The sequence below is a fragment of the Stieleria varia genome (genome assembly GCF_038443385.1).
Lineage (GTDB): Bacteria > Planctomycetota > Planctomycetia > Pirellulales > Pirellulaceae > Stieleria > Stieleria varia.
On sequence record NZ_CP151726.1, the window covers coordinates 5,141,959 to 5,158,480 of the forward strand.

At 55.0% G+C, this 16,522-nt stretch carries 12 protein-coding genes and 2 tRNA genes; 7 read left to right on the forward strand and 7 right to left on the reverse strand.

Features of this window, described 5'->3' with window-relative positions; genetic code table 11:
- Positions 1-156: 156 nt before the first annotated feature.
- The 4 genes from Pla52nx_RS17325 to Pla52nx_RS17340 all read left to right on the forward strand — a co-directional run bounded on the left by Pla52nx_RS17325 (position 157) and on the right by Pla52nx_RS17340 (position 6,390).
- On the forward strand, positions 157-1,449 hold the full coding sequence (locus tag Pla52nx_RS17325; RefSeq protein ID WP_197454897.1) for an OmpP1/FadL family transporter: 1,293 nt from the start codon (positions 157-159) through the stop codon (positions 1,447-1,449).
- Between the two features lie 726 nt (positions 1,450-2,175).
- A complete protein-coding gene (locus Pla52nx_RS17330; RefSeq protein ID WP_197454896.1) occupies positions 2,176-3,180 on the forward strand; it encodes a hypothetical protein in 1,005 nt (334 codons plus the stop codon).
- Between the two features lie 287 nt (positions 3,181-3,467).
- The gene (locus Pla52nx_RS17335; protein WP_146522089.1) at positions 3,468-4,943 is read left to right on the forward strand and encodes a BON domain-containing protein; all 1,476 of its coding nucleotides are present in this window, start codon (positions 3,468-3,470) and stop codon (positions 4,941-4,943) included.
- 70 nt (positions 4,944-5,013) lie between these two features.
- A complete protein-coding gene (locus Pla52nx_RS17340; protein ID WP_231742299.1) occupies positions 5,014-6,390 on the forward strand; it encodes a mechanosensitive ion channel family protein in 1,377 nt (458 codons plus the stop codon).
- A 799-nt stretch (positions 6,391-7,189) separates the two neighbouring features.
- On the opposite strand, the gene Pla52nx_RS17345 is transcribed toward Pla52nx_RS17340, so the two are convergent.
- From Pla52nx_RS17345 to Pla52nx_RS17355, 3 genes are all read right to left on the reverse strand, one after another.
- A complete protein-coding gene (locus Pla52nx_RS17345) occupies positions 7,190-7,936 on the reverse strand; it encodes an FAD-binding oxidoreductase (RefSeq protein WP_146522087.1) in 747 nt (248 codons plus the stop codon).
- A 68-nt stretch (positions 7,937-8,004) separates the two neighbouring features.
- On the reverse strand, positions 8,005-8,811 hold the full coding sequence (locus tag Pla52nx_RS17350) for an SDR family oxidoreductase (RefSeq protein ID WP_146522086.1): 807 nt from the start codon (positions 8,809-8,811) through the stop codon (positions 8,005-8,007).
- 34 nt (positions 8,812-8,845) lie between these two features.
- A complete protein-coding gene (locus tag Pla52nx_RS17355; RefSeq protein WP_146522085.1) occupies positions 8,846-9,064 on the reverse strand; it encodes a DUF2945 domain-containing protein in 219 nt (72 codons plus the stop codon).
- 192 nt (positions 9,065-9,256) lie between these two features.
- Between Pla52nx_RS17355 and Pla52nx_RS17360 the strand changes: the two genes are divergently transcribed.
- Entirely contained in the window at positions 9,257-9,442 is a 186-nt protein-coding gene (locus tag Pla52nx_RS17360) for a zinc ribbon domain-containing protein (RefSeq protein WP_146522084.1), read from the forward strand.
- 218 nt (positions 9,443-9,660) lie between these two features.
- On the forward strand, positions 9,661-10,386 hold the full coding sequence (locus tag Pla52nx_RS17365; RefSeq protein WP_146522083.1) for a hypothetical protein: 726 nt from the start codon (positions 9,661-9,663) through the stop codon (positions 10,384-10,386).
- Positions 10,387-10,824: 438 nt separating this feature from the next.
- Here the strand turns inward: Pla52nx_RS17365 and Pla52nx_RS17370 are convergent, their stop codons facing one another.
- The 3 genes from Pla52nx_RS17370 to Pla52nx_RS17380 form a co-directional block, all read right to left on the reverse strand.
- Entirely contained in the window at positions 10,825-11,313 is a 489-nt protein-coding gene (locus Pla52nx_RS17370; RefSeq protein ID WP_146522082.1) for a hypothetical protein, read from the reverse strand.
- Positions 11,314-12,164: 851 nt separating this feature from the next.
- A tRNA-Lys gene (locus Pla52nx_RS17375) sits at positions 12,165-12,237 on the reverse strand.
- A 94-nt stretch (positions 12,238-12,331) separates the two neighbouring features.
- Positions 12,332-12,420 (reverse strand) — tRNA-Ser (locus Pla52nx_RS17380).
- Positions 12,421-12,735: 315 nt separating this feature from the next.
- Here Pla52nx_RS17380 and Pla52nx_RS17385 point away from each other — a divergent pair.
- Entirely contained in the window at positions 12,736-13,725 is a 990-nt protein-coding gene (locus Pla52nx_RS17385; protein WP_146522081.1) for an FAD:protein FMN transferase, read from the forward strand.
- A 186-nt stretch (positions 13,726-13,911) separates the two neighbouring features.
- Here the strand turns inward: Pla52nx_RS17385 and Pla52nx_RS17390 are convergent, their stop codons facing one another.
- Positions 13,912-16,512: a hypothetical protein gene (locus Pla52nx_RS17390; protein WP_231742297.1), complete on the reverse strand. Its 2,601-nt coding sequence runs from the start codon at positions 16,510-16,512 to the stop codon at positions 13,912-13,914.
- Between the last annotated feature and the right edge of the window lie 10 nt (positions 16,513-16,522).

Consider the following 16,522-nt stretch of genomic DNA (forward strand, 5'->3'; position numbering starts at 1 on the left):
CGACCTGACCGAAATCATCCTCTTGAAACGCGTGGGGGTAGTCGCTCAATCAAAGGGGCTTGGTTCACGAGGAATCCACATTCGGACGATAGCAACGGAACCAGTTGGGCTATCGGATTCCTCTGGGGAAACATGAACGGATTGAGGATGATTTCCATGAGCGTAAGGTTGAATCTGCGTTGGCGCACCACACTCGTGGCTTCCCTGGCGATGCTGATTTCCGTCAGCAGCAGTCTCTATGGAGACGGGATTCTACGCGACGGAATTGGAGCGATCTCGACTGGCCGTGGTGGCACCAACCTGGGATTTGCGGACAATGGAAACGTGATCCTGGACAATCCGGGAGCCTTGGTCAACGTTGATGGTTCAGGTCTCGTGGAACTTGATTTGGACCTTTTCATTACGGATCTCTCCTACAGCGATCCGGACAACGCGACGACCAGTGCTTCCAACAGTCCCTTCCCAATGGGTCAGCTCTCCGTTATCCGAAAACTGGACGAAGGCAACATTGCGGTCGGGTTCGGCGTGTTCTCGCATGCCGGTTTTTCCACTCATTACACCCTCAATGGGCCGGGGCCTCTGGCTGGTCCGCAAAACTACAAGTCCGTCGGCGGACTGATGAGGATTCTTCCCAGCCTTTCGATTGCGTTAACGCCACGATTGTCCATCGGTACAACCTTGGGAATGGCGGTCAGCCACACGGAACTGGAGGGCCCCTATTTCACGCAGGCGGCAACCCCATTTCGTGGCACGCCAACTCTCTTGGACCTGCAAGCGACCGGAACGGGTCTGAGCTGGTCACTCGGGGCACAGTACCTCCTGAGCCAATCGACGACACTCGGGATGGCCTTTCAAGCGGAAACTCATATCACCGCGGATGGCTCCGCAAATCTCGTGATTCCCGGGCTAGGCAGCTCAGGCTTTGACATGGAACTGGAAACTCAGTGGCCAAGTACGCTAGGTGTCGGTGTCACGCACCAAGCCAATCCTTGCACGACTGTCGCAGCCGATGTGATTTGGACGCGTTGGTCTGGAGCAAAAAGTTCATACAACATGCAGTTGAGCGATCCCAGCAATCCTGCATTTGCATTCCTGGGACCATCGTTCCCAGAGGTGTTCCCACTCAACTGGCGCGACAGTGTCGCTCTCCGGCTGGGAGCCGAACGCTCTCTGGGAATGGGACGTGTTGCGAGAGCTGGCTACGTTTACCATCACAATGTGATTCCAAACGAAACGCTGACCCCGTTCATTCAGGCCACCGTGGAACACTCGCTATCCTTCGGATACGGTTGGAAAGTGCGTGACTTCGGAATCGACCTCGGGTACCAAGTCATGCTGGGTGATGATCAAACTGTGGGATCCAGCAACTTTGTCGGCGGCGATTTTGACGGTTCCACTTCTTCTGCATCGGCACATTGGTTTCTCGCCAGCTTGACTCGTCGCTTCTAGCGCCGCTGATTCGATATTTTGAAGGCAGTCGAACGAAAGAATGTTGATGGCTGTTCAAGCGTGCGAAACGTGAGCAGTGCGGTCAATCAACGTACAGGTCGATTGACTTTGCACCAGCCTGGATCATTCGCTGCATCTCACACGACTCGTTTTGCTAGTGAACTGACGATTCTGCGAGTTGCGACGCGATCGGGACGCCTTATCAATCGGTGGCGCAGAGGATTTCGCCAGAAATCTAGTGTGAAAGGAATCCTGGCGAATCCCATTACCAAGCGCGGCAGTAAATGGATCGTCACTCCTAGACGGCCGGGTGTTGCACGCGTCAAGCATCCCTTTCAGTGCGCAGAATCCGTGGCCTGATGGCCCGGGGCCCATGACATATGTCACGACCCAGCGTTTGGTAATACCACCATGGTAATAGGGACGCTTTCATTCGTGCTGCGGCTGATGAACTAATCATACCCCGACGCGTAAGCGAGGGATACTCGGTTCGTGAGCCGTGGCAAGCCCAGATTATTCCTAACCCGACGCGTAAGCGAGGGATACTCGGTAAATCCCTCGCTTACGCGTCGGGTTATGAAAAACAATCTGCATTTCCAAGCGATGTCACAACTCAGTGTCAAGAATCTGACGTTGGCATGCTGTTTGCCTCCAGATCTTCTTCAATGGCCGCGACACGTCCGACTCGCGGGGATAACCACTTCGCTCTTATTGGAGAATCTTCCTATGAACAGGAAATCACTGAAAATCGGTTTGGGCACTTCGCCCATTCTCGCAATCGCTTTCGCACTGCAATGTTTTGCCGTTGATCCAGAGAACGAGGGGGCGAAGTATGAAGACGATGCGTGGTACGACGTATCCGAATGGTTTGATGGAAACGACTACAATCCGACCGATGAAGCGATCGGACGCTGGGATGATGAAAAATTCAGCTACGCCGACAATCGCTTCAGCTCAGACCTAAACAGCGATCAGGAAACGATTCCCGCAGAGAAGTTCTACGGTGAAGACTATGACGACGGTTACGCGATGTGGTGGGACGAGGACAAAGACGGAAACTATGAAAAGATGGCTCGCTACCACGACAGCGACGGTGACTACTTGAACGACAGTTACGCGACCTACCATGATTCCGACGGCGACGGGATGTACGACACCTATGACTTCAGCGAACTCTCCCATACGAGCGAGAATGCGATCCACAGAAGTCAAGTCGCTCAGAGCACTCAGAAGGGGCTAAGCGGTAAAGCCCACCAGGTCGCCGGTACCGTCGCGGAAACCAAAATGGTGGAGCGTCTCGGTAAAGTGAGTTTCATGGTGAAGCTCCAACAGCCCAAAGACAACATCACCTGGGTCGACTTTGGTCACACCGGTGCAACGCTGCAGTTGTTCAAAGGCGATAGCTTTCTTGCTTTTGGCCCCGTCGTTAAGAGGGGAGACAAGTATGTCTTGGTCGCTACAACCCTGCAGCAGGACGGGAGGCAACGTGCAATCACTCGCACGGGCCGACGCTACACCGGCACTGTTGAATCGACCAAGACCGCGAAGGTGAAGGGCGATGAACACTTGGTCGTGAAGCTAAAAACGGAGGACGGCAAAAAGCTGACGGTGGACATGGGAGACCCTGCATCGGAAAAAAACATCCAGCAGGGCTCGGAAGTCACGGTCACGGGGATTCCCGTTAAAGTTGGAGATCGAGTGATTCTGATAGCCGACAAATCCCAGCGATAGCGCAGAGAGGCTCGGGAACCGGGCTGTTGCTCAATACACAATCTGAAAACGTGACAATTCAAACTGTCACGTTTTTTTACAGGCTCGTTGATCTTAAATCTCTGACTGAGCTCCATTCGTACACGTTGGTCGCTGAGCAATCGCCTTGTCAAAACAAAGCATACCGAGCACCCGCAAACACGTCGTTTCTTTCTTTGGCATCAAGTTTGCGTTCCTCATCCTCTCAGAAGCCCGAAATTCTAGAAACGCTGAACGTTGATCCTTCCAGCAAAATGAGATGTACCGTGATGAAAGTCCCCGCATTCAAGACAATTGCCTTCGCATTGGCCCTATCGCTGAGCCTGAATCAGACAACGCCATCCGTATTGGCAAATGAGCCCGCCTCGGGCGAAATCGTCAAAGCCATCGAGGCTGATCTCGCTGATGCAGAACGAATCGTCGCGAGCGAAATCGATGTGAAGCTGGATCGCGGTGTTGTCACACTCGGAGGGACCGTCAACAGCATTCTTGACAGAGACCTCGCATCCGAAATCGCCAAACGAACACGCGGCGTCCAGGCTGTTGTGAATCAGATTTTGGTGCAGCGATCTGATCGGAGCGACGACTCGATCCACGAGGATGTTCAACGCGTGCTGATCACCAACAGCAGTGTCGACGAACCACAAATTGTCGTTGCGGTCAATCAAGGAGAGGTGTCCATGACGGGCGAAGTGGACTCGCTTGCGGAAAAGCGGATCGCGGGCTTTGTTGCGTCAGGGGTTCGCGGTGTTGTCTCGATCAACAATCAACTGACGGTCGCAATGAGCAGCGATCGAACAGACACTGATTTGCGTGACGAAATCAGTGCATTGATTCATCACTCCGTTTACCTTGACGACGTCGAAGTAGAAATCGCAGTGGATGAAGGTGTCGTCAAGCTTACTGGCAACGTACATTCTGCATTGCAAAAGGATCATTTAGAGAGAATCGCAGAGATCTGGGGAGTCGCCGCTGTCGACGTGAGAAACATTCGAGTCGACCCGACGGCCGATGGTCGTGCAATTCGTCAGAAACGGTACGAGAGTGTCACTGACGAGTCTATCAAAGAAGCATTGCAACGAGCATACAGAGTAGACCCGATCTTGTTCAGCCGTGCAGATGCAATCGAGATCAACGTCAGCATTGGCAGGGTTTCGCTGAGTGGATCGGTGGATCGTTTGCGAGTAAAGAATCGAGCAGAGAAACTCGCTGGTGACGTGATCGGTGTCCGAGCAGTGTCGAACAATATTGAACTGCAACTTCCAGGGAAACCGCCAACCGACATCGAGATTGTTCACGAGACACAAGACGCCTTGGCAAGAAGTGCTCATTTGGATCGCCGTGATATACGCGTTCACTCTCAAGCGGCTCATGTCAGCTTGTACGGAGTCGTTGAGAGTGAACTGGAGAAACGCGTTGCCCAGTGGGTGGCGGACGGTGTCACCGGAGTTGTTCACGTGAACAACTCGTTGGCGGTTGAACGTGAATGGGAGCAAAAATCCGACGAGCAGATCAAAACCGCGTTAGAACGAAAACTAAGGTTTGCGTTCTATGAGGAGAGTGATGATCTCTCTGTCGACGTTCAGGGAGGCGTCGCGATCATCAAAGGAACGGTCGATACGTGGAGGCAGTGGCAGACTGTCATGGATCTCGCAATCGAAGCGGGATCACGACACCCGCACAACCTCGTCAATGTTCAGTACCACCCGCCCCACGGAGCGTCGGACATCTATGTTCCTCATTGAAACCGGCCGTGACCAACCCCGTAATGGGTTTCGCCAGAATTCCTTCAGGTTTGGTTTCCTACTCCTAACTTTGCTCGTTTCTACGACCTGTCTTGCCCAGGACGTAGCCAATGACGAGACGACGATCGAGGCGGTCGAAGACGAGTCCGCGGTCGAAGCTCCTGAGAAGGTGGATGTTGATCCGTTGACGAGCGACGAAGACATCTCATCACGATTGAAAAGAATCTTTGTCGCAACAGGTTGGTTCACGGAAATCGACATCCGGACAGACGAGGGAGTCGTGTTTCTCACCGGTGTTGCTGACACCGAAAAGCATCAGGAATGGGCTGAGCGAGTAACCCAGAGGACATCAGACGTGGTGGCCGTGGTCAATCGTATCAGCGTGCGGACTCGACCCATTTGGGACGTCAGTCCTGTTCTCGCCCAAATTCGCCAACTGGCACGCGACTTCCTGCAATTGCTGCCGCTGATTGTCATTGGCGCGATCATTCTGTTGATCGCGTATGCAATGGCAAAACTTTCCGCATCGGTAGCAGGACGCATTTCCAAGCGACGCGTTCCGAGTCAATTGCTGCAACAAGTGATTTCAAGTGTCGTTGCCGTGCTGGTCATGATGATCGGGCTGTACATCGCATTAAAAGTCTCCGGTCTGAGTCGGTTGGCGGTGACTGTCCTGGGCGGTACAGGCCTGGTCGGAATCGCGTTGGGTTTTGCGTTTCGTGACATTGCGGAAAACTATCTTGCCAGCATCCTGATCAGCTTGAACCGCCCCTTCAGTGTTGGCGATTTGATCGAGTTGGATCAGTACAAGGGGTTTGTGCGACGTGTGACGACCCGAGGAACCCTACTACTGACCGTCGAAGGCAACCACATTCAAATCCCCAATAGCATGATCTATAAGTCGCCCATCACGAACCACTCCTCCTCGCCGCGAATTCGAAAGAGTTTCTCTGTCGGAATCGGGTACGACGATTCGGTAACGCAAGCACAGGAAATCATCCACGAGACATTGATCAAACACGCGTCCGTACTGCCGGATCCGGAACCATTGGTGCTGGTCGAGTCACTCGGCGCGTCGACCGTGAATCTGCTGGCATTGTTTTGGCTCGATGGCGAGCGGTTCGACGCGGGGTCGGTCAACAGCGCATTGATGCGTCAGGCCAAAGCGGCATTGACCAAGGCCAAAATCAGCATGCCCGACGAAGCACGTGAAGTCGTGTTCCCCAACGGTGTGCCCGTCGAAATGCTAAATGATGAAAGTCACGCGCTGACAAAGACCGACGGCAACAGAAGAGCAAGCGTGGTAACAAGGCAGGCGGCAGATACCGACTCGAGAGATTTTGAAAGTGCGAGCAAGGGCGAGGGTAACCTTGAGAATACCGATGAAGAAATCCAACGTCATGGAGAAGATACTGACCCGGTAGACTCGACTAATCTCATCGCCTGATTGTTCCATTGCGAAAGGGACAAATGATCAGGCAGAGTCACTGCGATTTACTATTCCATCAACGCTTTCGAGAAAGTGGATCATCAAATGTATCAAACAAGTGTTAAACCACCGCAGCCGCAGCCCACACCTCGGCCGGGACCAGTTCCAACGCCTCTGCCAAACCCCGGCCCTGCCCCCAGCCCACTACCGCCAGGATCACCCTTTCCGACTCCGCCGGTTCCAGGACCACTCAATTATTCTTGGTAGATTCGCTACCATGAAGGTCGAGGAAAGAGCCCGCGAGCTCTCGAATTCGGGATTGCGAGAATGTTGGTAAGAACGCAGACACTCCGCGACCGTTCTCATCACGGGCTTCGTCTGCCGGCGCAGCCGGTGGCCCCCAGTGAGCCTCAGGCGCTAGCCGTGGGCCTGAGGCGGATTGTGGTGCCGGCCCACGGCTAGCGCCTGAGGCTCACTCTCCCGGCGCAGCCGGTGGCCCCCAGCGAGCCTCAGGCGTTAGCCGTGGGCCTGAGGCGGATTGTGGTGCCGGCCCACGGCTAGCGTCTGAGGCTCACTCTCCCGGCGCAGCCGGTGGCCCCCAGTGAGCCTCAGGCGCTAGCCGTGGGCCTGAGGCGGATTGTGGTGCCGGCCCACGGCTAGCGCCTGAGGCTCACTTTGATTGCGATGCATGGAACAAAAACATGGACTGAAAAAAAATGTCAACACCAAACTTTTTGCAGTCCACTCTCGTCTGGCTGAAAGAATTGTCAGTCAAAGTGATTGATCTACGATCATCTTCTATAGATAGGCCCGGCGATCACTCGGTGTCTTCGGTCACAATCGCGTGGGGATCTGCACCGAGTTCTTGAAGAGCAACGCTGATGTCATCCACCATGGGCGGTGGGCCGCAAACATAGAATTGTTGGTCGAATGATTTGACGCGGGATTGCAGCCAGTCCTTGTCGATTCTGCCCGATTCATAGTCGGGATGGGTTTCTTCCGTCAGTGTGCACACAACTCGGTGTCCCAAGCAGCGAAAGAGTTCTCCTTGCAAAAAGACATCTCGGACCCGTTTGTTGCTAAAGAAGAGTCGATTTCCGGCAAGTTTCTGCTCTTGTTCCAGTTGCCGAATGATGGCGATGAACGGCGTTATTCCGGCACCGCCAGCGATAAATACACCGGGTCCGCTGTACTCAATCGCCCCCCAGGCATCACCAAAAATGACTCGGTCGCCGACGCAGATGTCGCGTCCCAGATGCTCCGTCATTCCTTCATGCTCTGGGTTTGATATCACCGGATAGGATTTGATGACAAACTCCAACCGTGGATTGCTCGGCAAGCTGGTCAAGGTGAATGGTCGTTTCTGCTCCCGCCATTCCTGCTCGTCGATTGCAAGTTCAACAGCTTGTCCTGGGCGAAAGTTGAAGTCGTCTGGTTTCTCAACCACATAGAGATGAACATTGTCAGCAAGTTCCTCACGGTGCAAGACGCGACCGCGGTGACGGGCGTACTCATTCCAATCGGCGGTACCGGTCTGCGGCCTTTGGTCACTTTTTGTATTCATGATGTTTCCTAATTGTGGAAGACGTTGATGACACGGGCATGGAGAAAGCCAACGGAGAGCTTTCCCAATCACCGTTTCAAATAGTTTTCTCGATACGCTGTGGCAGCCAGCGGCGTCGCGGCTTCAAATCCGCCATCGACTGGCCAGCTTGCGCCAGTGACAAATCCCGCCATGTCCGAGGCGAGAAAGTTGATCACCGCAGCAACTTCATCAGGATGCCCCGCGCGTCGAGCGGGCATCGCAGGACGTTTTGCACTGTCAAAGTCGTCTGCTGACATGCCGTTCATCGGCGTTGCGATTTCGCCGGGCGCAACCGCATTGACCGTGATGTTGAGTGGAGAAAAATCCAACGCAAGGCATTTGACCATGCCGCCTAGGGCATGCTTGGTCATCGTGTAGAGCGTGTCCGTCGGATTTGCGATGTGCTCGTGAACACTCGTCACGACGATGATGCGTCCTGGTGTGTCACGAGGGCCACCGTCGGGACCGTCAGGCAGCATGTGGTGCATAGCCCGCTGGATCACGCACAACGCACCGAAAGCGTTGACATTGAAGATCTGATAGGCTGTCTCTAGGTCCAAGTTCGGCATTCGCTTTCGAACCATCATGCCAGCATTGTTGACCAACACATCCAAACCACCGAGTTCGTCGACCATTTCATCGACGCACGGATTCGCCGATTCTGGTGAGGACAGGTCGAGCTTCTTGATCACACAACGTCTGCCCGCTGCTTGAACCAGCTTGGATGTCTTCTCCGCTTCGCTCTCGCTGTGTGCGTAGGTGATCGCCACGTCGTGCCCGGAACGAGCCAAGGCAACTGCGGTGGAGCGACCAATTCCAGTGCTGCCTCCAGTGACGACTGCTTTTCGATTCATCTCGTTTGCTTTCTTTGGTGTAGGAGTAGAGAGATCAGGCATCGGTTAACTCAGATTCGCTCTTGAGTGCTTGGTCACCATCCTCCTGCTCGACCAGATAAGCAGGATCGTCCGCCGTTGCGTTACGGGTCACTTCGGTGCCTTTCAAGGTCTTGGTGACCTTCTCTTTGAAGGCCTCTTTGATCTGTCCTTTCGCAGTTCCCCCTGCGAAGTTCCACTGAACATACTGTTTGACTCGAAATTTCTGAGGCATCGTTTCCTGTTCCTGTCTATCGACCGGTAGTTTGAAAAATCAACTGATGACGCAAACGCTGGGCCAAACAAAACTTGATTCGCAGCTCCTTGGCGAATGTCTAGAATTCAAATTGCAAGGAAGTACCGGACCTGCGGTCTCCCTTCTTGAATCCGAGTTGCATTTTCAAACTCCAGTCGCATACAGAGTACCATGAGCATTGAGAATCCAGATCAATCATCGCTGAATCACGTACGATGCCCTGGTTGCGGCAAATGGGTCGACGACCGAGCGCCTGCGTGTCCCGAGTGTGGCGAGAAGATCTACGTTGAAACGCCAGGCGACATCACGCCGACGAAGCATCCTCAATTGCCGATGAATCGCGCCGATGAGCCCTGACCGGCGATGGACGATCGGCGGACTTGAACGAAAATCAACGCGTTTGAGTGATGTCGAACCAAAGTGAAGTCGCGGCACGATGATTTCGCTGGGAAACGCTTTGTTCGAAATGCCTTGTTCGTTGTCCTGCACAAATGACGTCTTGCATGAGAACGGGCAATGCAGCGAATGCCGTTCATGCATTCGGGACTCGATGCTGATTCTAATAGGTCAATCGTATGAATCGACTGTTTCAGTATTCAATCCGCAGACTGATGCTGCTGATCACCCTTGTCGCAGTATCAATCGCGAGCTTCATGCAAATCCAGCGCGGGCATCAGAAAGAGCTGGAGGCGATCGCGCGTCTCGAAAAAATCTCTCCGCGATGGAGCGTCTCGCAGAGCGTTCAATCTGAACTCGACTCGGCCGCTCCGGTTTGGCGATGCGGATATTGGTCGCCTCACGTTACAATCATCCATGATTCGATGCTCCCCGATTGCTTTCAACGCATCGAAGGATGGTTTGGGATCGACGCTTTTCAGCGAGTCAGCTCAGTCGATTTCCAGGGAATCTGGGATCCACAAGCGGTTTCAGAACTCTCAAACTTTCGGTCTCTTCGCTCAGTTGATACCGGCATTGCATCGAGCGGTTTCACCAAAGTCGTTGAGCAGATTGGATTTTACTACTCAATGAGAATGTATGAGTCGCTGAACGACGATGTCGCAGTGGCATGCGAGCCGGCAAATTTTCCAACCGAGGAAATCGAGAATGTTGAACTCGTCAATTTGAAGTTCCGCTACGTCTATCAATTGAACCAGCAGTTACTGGGAGAGCTGAGAGCAATCAAAGCAACGGAGGGGCGACTTGCGATGGAATCTGAGAGATCGACCGTTGAAGATAAAACGCTCATGAAACGCGAAACTCTTTCCAACGGTTCGGACCCGTTTGGAAGTGTTGCGAAATGATGTGGGTAAGTCAGCCTGGAAAGGCTAGAGCTTTTAACATCTGAGTAGCCATCCTGCTCGGAACGTGCGGAAAATAAGTGTCGCGAAATCCACGTAGCAATCATCGCTTCGCGTGATTTTGGCAACGAGAGTGGACACGTTTTCTCCAAACCGACCACGAAGCAATCTGTCGCCGCTCCGCGGCTTGTTGGCGGTGTCGGGCGGTGTTCACCTGGGGCTCGCGCCCCAGGCTGTATGCTGTCGTCGCATCCGCGACTGAGGGGATTGCTGGGAACGTGAAAATGAACCGGCGATGGTCGCTGCGCTCTATCGCGAGCTACCATCTGAGACCGCTTCACGGTCAAATGCAGCAACAATTCTTTCACGTTCCGAGCAGGGTGGCTACGTAGATACAAAAAGCCTTGGCCTGGAAAGGCTGACGTACGTGTGGCTGACGAATCAGGGAGTGTCTTCAGTGGGCTCGACACAGATGACGTCGCCCATCACACACATCGATCCCATCGTCACCGTTGGCTTGGGGTTTTTCGATGGAAACCACTTTCCCACGATCGGTTGGACGGTGCGTACGATCCAAGGTGAGGTGGCGAACACACCGGCGCTTGCGGTTAGCAACGCAATGAGAGCACCGATGGAGAACTGCAAACGTCGCTTCGCCAGCTTCTTTTCCTGCGGTGGGCATTCGCTCGTGACGATGGTGCCATCGGGTCGCCGGTAGATCTTGGCACAAATCGTACCGTCACCGGCAAAGAGCTCTAACGCTTCGTCTCGCGTCATCTGTGAAACATCGTAAACGTGTTTCTCGCAGCGGCTACAGAATCGTTTTCGGTTGTCGCCATCCATCAAGCCCCAGTCCATCGTGCAGGGCGTCTTGATCACCAAATGATCCAAGCTTGTGGTCGGCTTGGCTGGGGTGTTTGCAACAACCATGAGCTGAACTCCTCTGTTACGCAATGAGACTGAGATTACTCATCAGACGCTTCCGTGGACCATTTTCTTAGGGTATTTTGCAAGAAACTTTTTGGACACATCCATGAATCCATTGGCATTTGGTCTTTGAGTCGCAATCGTTTCCGTGAGGTAACGCCGTTTCTTAGATACGCATGCATCTTGCCAAAGCGGCCAAAACAAGTTCGGTCATCACTATGCTTTCTCAGACCAGTTGGCGTACCCGGAAAGCCAGTGCTGCATGCCGGTGGCCAGGTTCGGCTCGGGGGTACGAAGGAGCGCGTGGATGTGATTGGGCATTCAGCAAAACGCAAAGACCTCCCAGCCGCACCGGGAAACTTGCTCAGTGAGCCCGCGGGTGAAGCGTTCGTAGTGAGCTTCATCGTGAAACAGTGCCCGTCTCGGCCATCACCCCGGGTGATCAGGTAATAGATAGCCCCAGGGAACTGGACGCGGTGAGGACGAGGCATGGTCAACCTTGGAGCGGAGGACGATCAAACGGCTGTTGAATCAAAAGCCGCCGAAAACCCAATGCAAGGCCTGACCCCAGCGAAGCTCTTTCAAAGTCTTCCGGCCGCCAGTGGTCCAAGGGGCAGCGAAGCATTGCGGAGTGCTTTGTCGCCTCGGACAGTTGACGCTTTCTTTCGGTTGAAAAGTGCTTGAGGGGCTGATCGTCGACAGCAATTGCAAGCCTGTCTCATCATGCCTCTGCAAAGGAATGCTGTTCGGCGTCGCAGCCGGCACCACAAATATCCAGAGCCATGGCGAGCCTGTAAGATTGGTGGGTGGCACCTAACATCGCCCCGGCGGGTGTACCGGCAAGAAAAAAGAAGTGAGAGTGCTGGGACTCGAACCCAGGACCAACGGATTAAAAGTCCGTTGCTCTACCGACTGAGCTACACTCTCCTGTTTCGTGTTCCCATAGAACCCGAAAACCAAACGCGGACGTAACAGAGGTCCCGGAGAAAGTTCCGGCAGATCGTTTTACGAAGGCGTCAAGCGGAGCGGACAGGATTCGAACCTGCGGAACCAGTTTCCCGGTTCACCGATTTAGCAAACCGGCGCTTTCGACCACTCAGCCACCGCTCCGGTAGGCTTAACGCGGTTTCTGGAGGCGTTTGACTCCAGAAAGCGGAATTGTGCTGCATCACACGTTTTTCCGCAACCCATTGTCGGCATTCCTTGAAAAACTCGCCACCAAGAACCCAAAAATTTGCCGTTTCCAGCGATTAACAAGAGTTTTCCCGTTTGCGGCCCACTGGGGCGAAGCCGATATTCATTCTCGTGCCCCCCGAAAAGCTAGGTTTCCCCTGTTGTTCCTGAGTGCACGGAATGAATGAGTGCACGAATTCATGAGTGCTTAGGGACCTGAATGGTTCACTCCAACGAAAAAAAACTGATCCGATGCCAAGTGGCCCCCTGCTGACGTCTGTTTCCCACCGCGCGATGGCCACCGAATTCGTCGTCATGCTGCCCGCCACCGATGCTCACTTGGTCGACGCGGCCCTGAATGCCCTGGAGTCCTTGGACGCAATCGAGAAGCGGCTGACGGTCTACGATCCCGAGAGCGAGGTGTCCGCCATCAATCGCTCGGCGGCAGATTCTGCCGTCGCGGTCTCTGAACTGACATTCGAGCTGCTGACAAAGTCGCTCCTGTGGTCTCATCGCACGCAGGGTGCATTTGACGTCACGGCCGGGCCGTTGATCACCGCTTGGGGATTCACCCAGCGTCGCGGTCGTAAACCGAGCCGCCTGGAAGTCGAGTCCGCACTCCAAAGCGTTGGACATGAGAAAGTCTTGCTGGATGAAATCAAACGGACCGTTCAGTTCACTCAGCCCGGCGTCGCTATCAACCTCGGGGCCATCGGCAAGGGACATGCGTTGGATATACTGCTGACGCAGCTCGTCGACGCGGGCATTCGCAATGCGTTGATCCACGGAGGCAATAGTTCCGTGATCGCGATCGGTGATCAAGAACCCGAGTCGGACAGCGAGGATCGCCACGGTTGGCTGGTAGGGCTGGCACATCCGACGAAACCTGGACGTCGGGTGGCAGGGGTAAGACTAAAGAACGGTGCGCTTTCGACTAGCGGCTCTGGCAAACAGTTCTTTCACCACCAAGGACGCCGGTACGGTCATGTGATTGATCCACGAACGGGGTATCCCGCCGGTGACTTGCTGTCGCTGACGGTGATCGAAGCCAACGCGACGGACGCGGAAGCGCAGAGCACTGGCTACTTTGTCATCGGTCGCGAAGGAATGCGAACGACGATGGCGGAACACGACCTGCCGCCATTGATCGCCGTCGCACCAGGGAACCGGCAAGACGAGGTGCGGATCGAAGTGATCAACGGAGAGTCGAGCGAAAGGTTCGAGCTGATCGATGCGATTTAGCGAGTCATCCAGTTCGAAGAGTAAGTGAGTGAGCCGCCAAGGAACGCTTCATCAATAGATGGCGTAGTGGATCTCGCCAGAAATCCTGTGTAGGAGGAATTCTGGCGAATCCCATTACTGGGTGCGCCTGTAAATGGTTCATCGTTCCCGAGTTCACTCGCTTGCGCTTCGTGCTTGTGTTTTTGCCTACTGGGTTTGCCAGCGGATGTCGCCTTTTCGTTGGCGGGCGGTCCATTTCTTGATGACCGAGACCCGCCGCACCGCGTTGTCTTCTTCGGCGCGAAAATACAGCGTGGTGCCGGTGATTTGACGTAGGTTTTCGATCGCCAGGACCCGGACGGACATGGACGTCGCGTCCAACCAGTCGACGAGCTGGATGTCTTTGCCCTCGACCAATTCAGGCTGGGAAAAGCCAGTCAGCAGCTTGAAGAGCGTGTTGCTTTCCGCTGCATCCATTCGCGTGATTGCATCCTGGACGGTTTGGGCAGACTCCACGCTCTGATCAACCATTCGCTTGACGGCTTGAAAATGACTGTCCCAAAACGTTCTTTGCTTGGGCTGAGAAAAAATACCGTCGACGCCAAAATAGACATCCGCGGCACCCAAGCACAACATGGTCTTCGCGGCAAGCGCACCAACTTCGCTGCGCCGAAACGGCAATGCTTCACGCAACGCGGGCATCAGGGGGCGGTCACGGAGCAGGTCCAGCAAGGCATCCTTTGCTTCGGCATCCAACGATCCTGGCTGCTCAATCTCGGGGTCCATCCATGTCGGCGGCAGATCTAATTCGGCGACGCGGGCGGGTTCCGATTCCATCGACAACCACTTGGATCCGGCCGGCAAATCGACGTCGCCATTGGGCGTTGCGAGTTGGACTGCTTGGTTGGCGGCGATGAGGCTGACGATACGCTTGTGGTTCTCCGCTTTCAGTGGATCTGCACCTGGCTCTCGAACGAAACGCACGTCGACTCCCAGCTTGGTGCCTTCCACTGGCATCGTCACCGTGACGACTTCTCCCGCCACATCCAGGGGCAGGACCACGTCAGATGCCGTTGACTGCACGGTAAAACGTCCGGAGAGCAGGTTCAGCTCTGCACTGGGTTGATCACTATTGGGTTGATCACTATTGGGTTGATCACTATTGGGTTGATCACTATTGGGTTGATCACTATCGGGCTGCTCATTCTGCCACATCACGTTGACCGGCCCGATCAGATGGACCTGGTACCCGGAGTCGGTTTGGATCTCGGCTCGGAATTCCGGGGCACACCAAATGGTGGTATCGACTGGCACCGGTGAATCGCCGGGTAGTTGTTTCCAGTCCGATTCGCCGGCGTTTTTCGCCGGGGGAACGATGACGAGAGAATTTTTGTCGAGCAGTGTGCCGATCGATGGAGTCGCAGCTGCCGGGGGCTGCGGTTGCTTTGGTTCTTCGATCGCCGATGCGTCCGGTGGATTGGATGCGACTGATTCGACTGCGGGGGCCGGCTGCATGCCCGTTTCTGATGTCTCTGCTATATCGGGATCTGCGGGTGTCGTAGGATCGGGCTGCATGTCCGTTTCAGCACGCTCGGTCGGCTCGACCGAGGTCGTGGGGTTGGCGGTGCCGGTTGAATCTGGCGTCTCCTCAGTGGGCAATCCCGCATCGGAATCGGACATCTCGGCTCGCGTGGGAGGCTCGTCATTTGTGGCAACGTCAGTTGTTGCATCGTCGTCCGGAGATGGGGCGGGTAAGTTGGCGGCGGAGACGGGTTCGCTCTTGGAGCGGTCCAGATTTCGACCGGGAGTACCGACTTCCACCATCGGCGGCGCCGCGTCAGGCGGTACGACGACCTCGTCCTTTGTCGGCGGCGGGACGGCGGCAGGGATTCCAACGGACTCTGACAGTTTTTCTTCGTCGTTGACAGCGACTGCGTCGCCACGCAGCAGCGGGTTAAATATCTGAACGATGGCGAACAGCAGCACGCCGGCCAAGGCAAGAGAGACGAGCCAGGGCGTGATCCGTGAGGGACGCACCGAATCGGAAAACAGATCGCTGCGTTCGATTTGCTGGCGAGTCCGACTGCCCGCGATCGCTTGACCATTCTTGCCTTGCTCCTCCTGCATGGCTTCGGTTTGACGCATTCGTGTGACGGCATCAAACACGCCAGAATCGCCCGCACCGACGGGCTGAACCGGCACGCGTGCTTCATCGGCCCCGGAGTCGAAGTCCGACTCCGGTGGCAAGTCGATCGTCGGGATCGCGTCCTGGGACGGCTCACTGTGCTGAACGACGGGAGGTGGCCCGGCGACGGGTGGACCTGAAAATGGTGGCGTGGAGGTTCCGACGCCGGGCAGCGGTTCGCCGGGAGCTGGAACGTTCAATCCGGAAAAGTTCATGCTCGTTGAGCCGCGATCGGCTTTTGTCGTACCGATCTCATAGATCCTGCTTCGCAAATCATCTGAAACTTCTGCCGGTTGCCCCAACGCCATCGTCAAGATCTGGTGGCACGATGCGGCTTCGGCCAAATGAGGTTCTGACTCAAGGCAAGCTCGCTCGATTTCCGCGATCTGCTCCGGCGAAAGCGTGCTGTCGAGATACTCGCTCATCAAGTTGGCTTCGCTGATCGGATTGACCGAATCTGGCGGAGGTGCCGAAAGCTGTGCGTTGGCCAACGAAGCTCGAATGCGCTGTACCAGCTGTGTCGCAAAACCGCTCTCGGTCAGCTTCACTCGGATGCTTTCTGCGTGTTCGGCGTCGAGCGTATTGTCCAGGTAGGCCAGCAGGGTGCGCAGTGTCAGTCGCATGAGGGTAGTC

What these genes read in the sequence shown, in the direction of transcription:
- Pla52nx_RS17325 (WP_197454897.1), top strand. Translation starts at nt 157, where the DNA reads ATGAGCGTAAGGTTGAATCTGCGTTGGCGCACCACACTCGTGGCTTCC.
- Pla52nx_RS17330 (WP_197454896.1), top strand. Translation starts at nt 2,176, where the DNA reads ATGAACAGGAAATCACTGAAAATCGGTTTGGGCACTTCGCCCATTCTC.
- Pla52nx_RS17335 (WP_146522089.1), top strand. Translation starts at nt 3,468, where the DNA reads ATGAAAGTCCCCGCATTCAAGACAATTGCCTTCGCATTGGCCCTATCG.
- Pla52nx_RS17345 (WP_146522087.1), bottom strand. Translation starts at nt 7,936, where the DNA reads ATGAATACAAAAAGTGACCAAAGGCCGCAGACCGGTACCGCCGATTGG.
- Pla52nx_RS17350 (WP_146522086.1), bottom strand. Translation starts at nt 8,811, where the DNA reads ATGAATCGAAAAGCAGTCGTCACTGGAGGCAGCACTGGAATTGGTCGC.
- Pla52nx_RS17355 (WP_146522085.1), bottom strand. Translation starts at nt 9,064, where the DNA reads ATGCCTCAGAAATTTCGAGTCAAACAGTATGTTCAGTGGAACTTCGCA.
- Pla52nx_RS17360 (WP_146522084.1), top strand. Translation starts at nt 9,257, where the DNA reads ATGAGCATTGAGAATCCAGATCAATCATCGCTGAATCACGTACGATGC.
- Pla52nx_RS17365 (WP_146522083.1), top strand. Translation starts at nt 9,661, where the DNA reads ATGAATCGACTGTTTCAGTATTCAATCCGCAGACTGATGCTGCTGATC.
- Pla52nx_RS17370 (WP_146522082.1), bottom strand. Translation starts at nt 11,313, where the DNA reads ATGGTTGTTGCAAACACCCCAGCCAAGCCGACCACAAGCTTGGATCAT.
- Pla52nx_RS17385 (WP_146522081.1), top strand. Translation starts at nt 12,736, where the DNA reads ATGCCAAGTGGCCCCCTGCTGACGTCTGTTTCCCACCGCGCGATGGCC.
- Pla52nx_RS17390 (WP_231742297.1), bottom strand. Translation starts at nt 16,512, where the DNA reads ATGCGACTGACACTGCGCACCCTGCTGGCCTACCTGGACAATACGCTC.